This window comes from bacterium (assembly GCA_016873475.1).
Classification (GTDB): Bacteria; Krumholzibacteriota; Krumholzibacteriia; order JACNKJ01; family JACNKJ01; genus VGXI01.
In genome coordinates, this window is the sequence record VGXI01000158.1 from 1 (window position 1) to 7694 (window position 7694).

The 7694-nt window shown below is 64.2% G+C and carries 5 protein-coding genes; 2 read left to right on the top strand and 3 right to left on the bottom strand.

Annotated elements, in window-relative coordinates:
• Both FJ251_11760 and FJ251_11765 read left to right on the top strand, forming a co-directional pair.
• The coding region (locus tag FJ251_11760) for a xanthine dehydrogenase (protein ID MBM4118387.1) at nucleotides 1–708 on the top strand (708 nt) is incomplete at its 5' end.
• The gene (locus FJ251_11765) at nucleotides 701–1984 is read left to right on the top strand and encodes an amidohydrolase family protein (GenBank protein ID MBM4118388.1); all 1284 of its coding nucleotides are present in this window, start codon (nucleotides 701–703) and stop codon (nucleotides 1982–1984) included. The genes FJ251_11760 and FJ251_11765, both read left to right, overlap by 8 nt.
• 202 nt (nucleotides 1985–2186) lie before the next feature.
• Here FJ251_11765 and FJ251_11770 read toward each other — a convergent pair whose 3' ends face one another.
• The 3 genes from FJ251_11770 to FJ251_11780 all read right to left on the bottom strand — a co-directional run.
• A complete protein-coding gene (locus FJ251_11770; protein ID MBM4118389.1) occupies nucleotides 2187–2888 on the bottom strand; it encodes a hypothetical protein in 702 nt (233 codons plus the stop codon).
• A complete protein-coding gene (locus tag FJ251_11775) occupies nucleotides 2881–6975 on the bottom strand; it encodes an ATP-dependent DNA helicase RecQ (GenBank protein ID MBM4118390.1) in 4095 nt (1364 codons plus the stop codon). The genes FJ251_11770 and FJ251_11775 overlap by 8 nt, the downstream gene beginning before the upstream one ends.
• 98 nt (nucleotides 6976–7073) lie before the next feature.
• The coding region (locus tag FJ251_11780; GenBank protein MBM4118391.1) for an OPT family oligopeptide transporter at nucleotides 7074–7694 on the bottom strand (621 nt) is incomplete at its 5' end.

The following is a 7694-nucleotide window of genomic DNA, read 5'->3' on the forward strand; positions in this document are numbered from 1 at the left end:
GGGGACGCGGCGCGGCAGCTCAAGGAGCGCCTCGCGCCACTGGCCGGCGAGTTGCTCGGCTGCGCGCCGGGCGAGGTGATCTTCGCCGCGGGCGAGGCGTGCGCGCCCGTCTGCGAGCAGGGCATGCAGACGCACATCAGCCTGGCGGAGCTGGCGCAGAAGGCCTTCCGCCGCAACCTCAACCTGGCCGCCGAGGGCTGGTGGCACGTGCCGCCGCTGGACTTCGATCCGCAACGCGGGCACGGCGAGGCCTACTTCGCCTACTCCTTCGCCACGCAGGCGGCGCGCGTCGCGGTGGATCGCGTCAGCGGCATGGCGCGCGTGCTCAAGGTGATCGCCGCGCACGACGTGGGGCGCGCGGTGAATCCCGCGGGCATCGAGGGCCAGGTGGAGGGCGGCGTGGCGCAGGGCGTGGGCTGGGCGCTCAGCGAGCGCGTGGTGCAGGACGCGGAGGGCGGCGTCGCTAGCGCGAACCTCTCGACCTACGGCGTGCCGGGCGCGAGCGAGGCGCCGGCCGTGGAGACGCTCATCGTCGAGGCGCCGCATCCCGAGGGCCCGCTCGGCGCGAAGAGCCTGGGCGAGCCGGCGATCATTCCCACCGGCGCGGCCGTGCTCGCCGCGCTGCGCGCCGCGACGGGCGCGCCGGTCACGGCGCTGCCCGTCTCGCCCGCGGACCTGCTCCCCTTCCTGGAGGCTCCCCATGTCTAAGGTGCTCTTCACGAACTGCCTGCTCACGCGCCCGGCCGTCGAAGGCGAGCCGCGCGCGGATGCCTGGCTGCTCGTCGATCGTGGCCGGCTCGTGAGCGTGGGCAACGGCGAGCCGCCGCAGGAGCTGGCGGGCGAGCGGCAGGTCGACCTGCGCGGGAAGCGCGTGCTGCCGGGTTTCGTGAATGCGCACACGCATCTCTACAGTGCGCTGGCGCCGCGCATGCCCTGGCCAAAGACGCGCCCCGCGACTTTTCGCGCGCTGCTGGAGCAGGTCTGGTGGCGGCTCGATCGCGCGCTCGACGAGCGGGCGCTGCGCGTGAGCGTGCGGCTCGGCCTGGTCGAGGCGATTCGCCACGGGGTGACCACCGTGATCGACCACCACTCGAGCCCCAGCATCACCGAGGGGAGCCTGGACATCATCGCCGAGGAGGCGCACGCGCTGGGCATCAAGGTGAGCCTCGCGGTCGAGCTGAGCGATCGAAACGGCGAGAACGCCGCCGACGATGCGCTCGACGAGAACCTGCAGGCGCTGACGGCCTACGCGACCGACGAGACCGTGCGCGCGCTCTTCGGCCTGCACGCGTCCTTCACGCTCAGCGACGAGACGCTCGAGAAGGTGCTCGAGGTGCTGCCCTTCGAGACGCCCTTCCACATGCACTGCGCCGAGGCGCCCGAGGACCTCGCGCACGCGCAGGAGCTGGGCTACGAGAGCGTGGTGGACCGGCTCGCCGCCACGGGGCTGCTGCGGCCGGGCACACTGCTCGCGCACGGCGTGCATCTGCGCCCCGGCGACACGGCCTTGATTCGCGAGATGGGCGCCTACCTCGTGCACTGCCCGCAGTCGAACGCGCACAACCGGGTGGGCACGGCGGACATCGGCGCGATGCTCGGTGACGGCGTGCACGTCGGCCTCGGCACCGACGGCTTCCTCAGCGGCATGCTCACCGAGGCGCAGTTCGCGCGCGACAGCGGCGTCGCGCACGGCACGCTGACGCCCGGGCGCATCGGCGAGCTGCTCTTCCTGCACAACGCGGCGATCGCGAGCAGCGTGTTCGGGCGGCCGCTGGGGCGGCTCGACGAGGGCGAGGACGCGGACTTCGTCGTGCTCGAGCCCACGAAGACCGTGCTCGACCCCGAAGCGAAGGTGCTGCGGGTGGTGAGCCGCGGGCGGACGGTCTACGAGGACGGCCAGGTGCTGGACCTGGACCTCGCGGACCTGCACGCGGAAGCGGACGCGGAGGCGAAGCGGCTGGCGGAGCGCGTGGCGGGGGTGTAGGGCCATCGCTCAGAAAGCGCAGGTGTCCACTTGGCTGGCAGGGAACTCGGAAGCCTGTAGGGCTTGGCCGCAGCCTCGTCTTCCCCTGGCGCGCTTCACTTGGTCAGCTTCCCCTGGCGACCAGAGGCTCCGATGCTGGATGCTTGAACCAACCGGCCGCCCAGCCGCTCTACATCGCAGCCGGGCATGAACCCGTCCCAGGTCATGCCTTGAGTTGTGTCCAGATCAGGTACATGCCCGAAAGTAAGCCCATTACTACAAGTGCGATAGTAATCGCTTGGAGTCTGAGGGTCTGCTGTCGTTGCCGCTCCGCCCTCTCCTGGGTCGCAGCGAGCTGGGTGTTGATCGACGATACCAAGCGGCCCATCTCGCTGAGATTCCGCTCGGCCTGCGCGTCGACCCGTGCCTGGATATCCGCAGTATGCTTCACCAGCCCGGCGGAGACTTCGAAAAGCGCTGCCCGAAGGCTCGTCTGCTGCTCTAGCAGCGAACGGGACACATCGGAGGCAAGGAGCTTCAGTTGCCCATCGAGATGACTCTCAAGCTGGTCTAGCCGCGATTGAAGGCTCTGAATCGCGGCCTGACTGGTCGCAACTACGGTTTGAATAGTCTCCAAGCGTGCAGGAAAGCCCGCTTCGTCGACCGCCTGGGCCAGGGTCGCGAGTGAGGATCTCAGCGTTGCGAGCTCGTTCACCTGACTCGTTACGAGACGTTGCTGGTCTTCTAGCACCACCGTCAGGAGTTCCTGTGCCTGGGTATGTTGCGAGTCCCTCTCTCCCCATGCGCGGAGGCTCTCCTCGGCGCGAGCCTGGGAGTCCTCCAGCTGCCTCCGCGCCGTGCCAAAGGCGATGAGTTCCCGTTCTAGTTGCACCAGGGCCTCATGAAGGCTCAGTGTATCAGTCATCGGATGTACCTCCCGATGCAGCCTCGGAGGACGCAGTGAATGTGCGCAGCCACGTCACGTGTGCTGCGACCAACTTGGCTTCGAAGGGGGCAGCTCTCATTGGGTCGGCAGCCCTGACGCGAGCCGCGAGATCGACGAGGAGCCCCTGTTCCGCCTCCTGCCAGTCAGCGCGGACCCGCGCAATCTCAAGACCGGATGTCAGCTCCTGAGCCACTTCACCCTCGCCATAGCCCTGTGACAGGGCCAGCGCGAATGCTCGAAGCAGACGCAGAAGCGCGTTCTCCGGATTCTCTGTCAGCAAGCGATTGCAAGAGCCCAGCAGGTGGTTGATATCGGACGGGTCAGTTCCAACTCGATCGAGAAGCAGTGATACATCGCTCGGGCGGTACTCCCGAATGTAGCTGCGGAACTCCTCAGTGAAACGGGAGTCGAAATAGGAGTAGATCTGGTTCGTGAACCCTACCGCATCTTCGATGCCAGCGCGCGTGGTTCTGTCCATGGTGTTGATCGCTTCGCGGCGCTTCGCGGCGATCTTCTCGTAGACGAATCGCACAAGGCGGCGGACGGCTCTTCTGAGTTCTGTCGCCCCCTCTTCTTGTTGTACTTCGTCGCGGACCCGTGCGGCCTCCGCCTTTGAGACGTAGCGACCGATATAGGCCTGCAGGCACTCTGATACGCCACCTGGAGGGAGCCCGCGCAGGCGTGCCCAGATTCGACGCGCATTGTAGTCGACAGTGTAATCATCGATGACGCCGAGGATCGATAACCGATACACGCAGCGAAACGTCTCCGCTTCGCCTCTGATCAGGAGGAAGGCCTTCCGCGCCACACTGGTCGCTTTCGCAGAAAGGCCCTGGGTCCCTTTGCCGACCTTCCCTAGTTGGCCCTCAAGCTTCGAGAGAAACTCCTCTGGAGATGCTGCATAATGGTGTGCTTCGCGTACATGGTAGAGCTCACACCCTGGGTGTTCCTTCTCAAGATACTTGGCGAGGTCTTCGGCGACGGGGCTCTCAAACGGAACGAGGACATCGCAGGTGTCTTGCGGCCCAAGATCTCTCCATAGGGACTCAAGTCCGGGGTCCTTGTAGCCCGGGATCGACTCGTCCAGCCAGTCTGCCGGGTCCTGACCACCACTACAGGCAGCGGAGATCTGGTCAGCGGCCGATTGCAGGAGCGCTCCAGCATCCTTGCCGGCGTTATGATCTACTCGCACGTGCAGGCTGGGCAGTACTAGGTGGCCAACGCTGTACTTACCCACCGCCTCGTTGACGTATAGCAGGGCGATGTTCTTGTCGGCGTTATGATCTACTCGCACGTGCAGGCTGGGCAGTACTAGGTGGCCAACGCTGTACTTACCCACCGCCTCGTTGACGTATAGCAGGGCGATGTTCTTGTCGGCGGGGCTCCACAGTCTGCACTTGAGCGGCCTCTCGGCCTGGACCGTGAGAGTCGCCTCGAGATGCTTGATATTGCTCTGTCCAGCAATGCGATTCACATCGAGAAGGTCAAAGAGGAGGCCTACCTCCAGCTCTTGTCCGCGAAAGGCACTTTGAAAGAAGCTGTCCATGAGCATTCGATCGACGCTCGGCAGATCCGGCTGTGCGCTACCAGCGTAGAGAAAAAGGCAGTGTGCGGGCTCGCGGTCCCGGCCCGCGCGGCCTGCCTCCTGGTAGAAAGCCTCGATAGACTGGGGCAGGTTGAAATGAACCGTAAAGCGGATGTTGGGCTTGTCGATTCCCATGCCGAACGCTTTGGTGCATGCAAGGACGGTAACGCGACCCTGCTTGAAGTCGTCCTGCGTGCGGATGAGCTCCTCGCTTCCTTCGTCATCCGCCAATCGTCCTGCGTACATGCCGAAGTAGGTGGCACCTTCAGGGTACTCGCTGCAGAGCTTCTGGTAGACGTCCTTGACTCCGTGGACCCAGCCTACATGGGGGCAGAAGATCAACCCCGCGCCATGGCTAGGAAGAGCTGGGTTTACCAACTCAAGGAAGAGACGCCCGCTGGTGCCGTTGACCCGGCAGGAAGCCGCGATGCTATCCAGAGTGCGGGGAAGGAGAGCTTGCTTTGCCTCTCCCACGGCCTGAGATACAGCCACGTCCGATGTCTTTGGTGGTGTCCGAGGAAACTCGGGTAGTGAATCTACGCCGAGACTCAGTTCATCGCGAGCGAAGCGAGCAGGCTTCACGAGCCGACTGGGCAGTCCGTCGAACTCAAGCTCGCGCTGAATGTCGTCAAGGACCTCGTACGAAGCCGTGCCGGTCAGGCCCAAGATGGCAATCTCGCCGCCCTCCCCTGGGCAGTATCTGCGGAGGTTTTCCCCGAGGCGTAGGTAGGCCGTCCGAAAGTCATGCCCCCATTCGGACACACAGTGCGCCTCGTCGATTACTGCGAAGCAGAATCGATGGAGCGACATCGACTTCAGCGTGCCCCGAAAATCGTCGATGAGCAGGCGCTCTGGGGAGATAAATGTGAACTTATAGACGCCTTTGGCCATCGCCAGACCAGCGAGATGCCGGTCTCGTGCGCTCATTGTCGAGTTGATGAAGACGGCGTTGCCGATTGCTGCAAGAGCGAGGTTGTCTACTTGGTCCTTCATCAGCGACTTGATCGGATCGATGACGAGAGTGAGTCCGACCGAGAGGAGAGCGGCTAGCTGATACGTAAGGGACTTGCCGGCACCTGTCGGGAGGAGCGCAATAGTCGACTCTCGCCGCAGGGCCCGTTCGATTACCTCCAACTGCTTCTCGCGAAACTCATGCTTGCGAAAGATATTGCGCAGGAAGAACAAGAGGGGATCCGCAGGAGATGGCGAGAGGTCGGGGAGCGTGCGATCGGACGTAACTAGAGCAATTGGCTGGGCAGGTGGTCTGTAGCTCCCTCGAATCGCAATGGTACATCGCGTATCTATCGTAGGCAGGTCTGGAGTGCCGGAGCCGTACTTTGTGAGCACGGAGGCATCGAGCAGGGCGTCGAAGGGATCCTTGCGGCCGCGCTCAAGGGCCGTGGCGACGGTGCACTCATCTCCTGGCGATACCACCGTGAGATCGACCACAGGTGCTAGGTGACCCGGGGCGTAGAGATCAAGCAGCGCTTGGATCCAGTGCGTCAGATCCTTCAAAGCGAGAGCGCCGCACTGGCAGTCCTGCTCGATGACGCAGAGGCGCCAGATTGGGGAGCTAAAGTCAAGCTGGCCGGCGAGCAAGAGGTCCGCAATCGCAAGCTGAATGCGTGCGACTGCTAGCGGAGTTCGCACGAGATCAAGTACGCGGCACCCCATCGGGTCCTCTTCGAGAGGATTCCGGGGCAAGGCTTCAACCAGCTGCATGATGGGGTGCGCGCGGAGTTGCTCCAGCCCGGGATCCTGGAAGATCGCGGCGGGGTTAGTCGTGGTGACGCGGATCACAATCCAGCCGGCGCCCCGGCATGCCTTGTCTCGCTCAGCATCTAGATGGAGCTGCTTCGGATCATGAAGGCCATCGACCTCGAACACAGCACCGCGTGGGAGGTCCCCCTTCTGTCCCGGCAGCTCGAGGCAGAAGTCCACACGTTGATGTGAGAACCTCTTGTCTTCTACGATGGTGGCAAGCGGGCGCTGCAGCTCCACCAAGGCGATAGCTGGCCCCAACGCTCGCGGTAGCACGTCATTGTGGAACGCTCTCTCGGCCTGGCTTCCATAGTCTGGCAGCATGAAGCCAGGTGCTGACCCCGGCAGGTGTTGGAGGTCGAGCAGCAGCAGCGCCCGCTCGAGGAACGGACGAAGTCGATCAAGATCCTCCGCAAAGCTCGTCTGCAGAGTCTCCATTCCGAGCTGCCGCCCCGCGCGGCCGTGAGTCGTGAGTGAGTTGCGTCGAGCGAGCTCCTCCTCGACGAATAGCGATGCCAGGGTTGGGCGTCCGCGTACCAGTAAATTGGCCAGCACGACCGCGAGTGGGTCGGGTGAAGGCGTCTGGCCACCGACCTGAGTTGTTACGAAGCTCGAACCCGCACGCAGCACCCCTTGCCAGTCTAAGCGCGGATCCAGCTTGTTCTGCAGAATGCTCTGCCAAACTGCTGCAGAAACGAACCCACCCTGCAGTTCGCGCAACGCTGGCCTCCATCAATGCGATCACGCCACTAGGCCGTGGCGCAAGCTGTGACTTCGACCTGCATGGTTGCAGACAGGTAGGGAGACTCCATAACCGCCTACTTCCCGCCGCTGAACAGCTGCCGCATCATCGCCGGGCCGTTCTCCCAGAAGATCAGCGCCACGCCCATCAAGGCGCCGCCGGCGATCACCCCCGAGGCCACCGGGAAGATGAACTCCTCCGCGTTGTCCTTGTTGCGCTTGGCCCAGATCCAGGCGATCAGCGCGCCGAGCAGGAAGGTGGTGCCGTAGAACCAGTGGAAGGTCCAGGCCAGGCCGATGCCCGCCGCCGACGGAATGAACTGCGCCTTCTTCGGGAAGGCCTTCGCGAGCAGCGGCAAGATGATGCCGACCAGCCCGCCCACCACGATCGCCCACACCTTCATCGGATGCAGCGTGTGGAGCCCCAAGGCCATGGCCTCGGCCACGCCCTTCCAGGTTTGCGCCGCCGGCGCGGGGAACTGGTTCGTGCCCAGCACCGAGGCGTCGGGCACGAGGATGCTGAAGGAGAAGACCGTCACCACGGTGCCGATGAAGATCCCCGAGAACTGCGCGATGAACTGCTTCCTCGGATGCGCGCCCAGCATGTAGCCGCTCTTGAGGTCGGTCAGCAAGTCCGCGGAGGAGCCCGCGCAGGCCGCCGTGATGTTCGCGCTCATCAGGTTCACGTTCATGTTTTT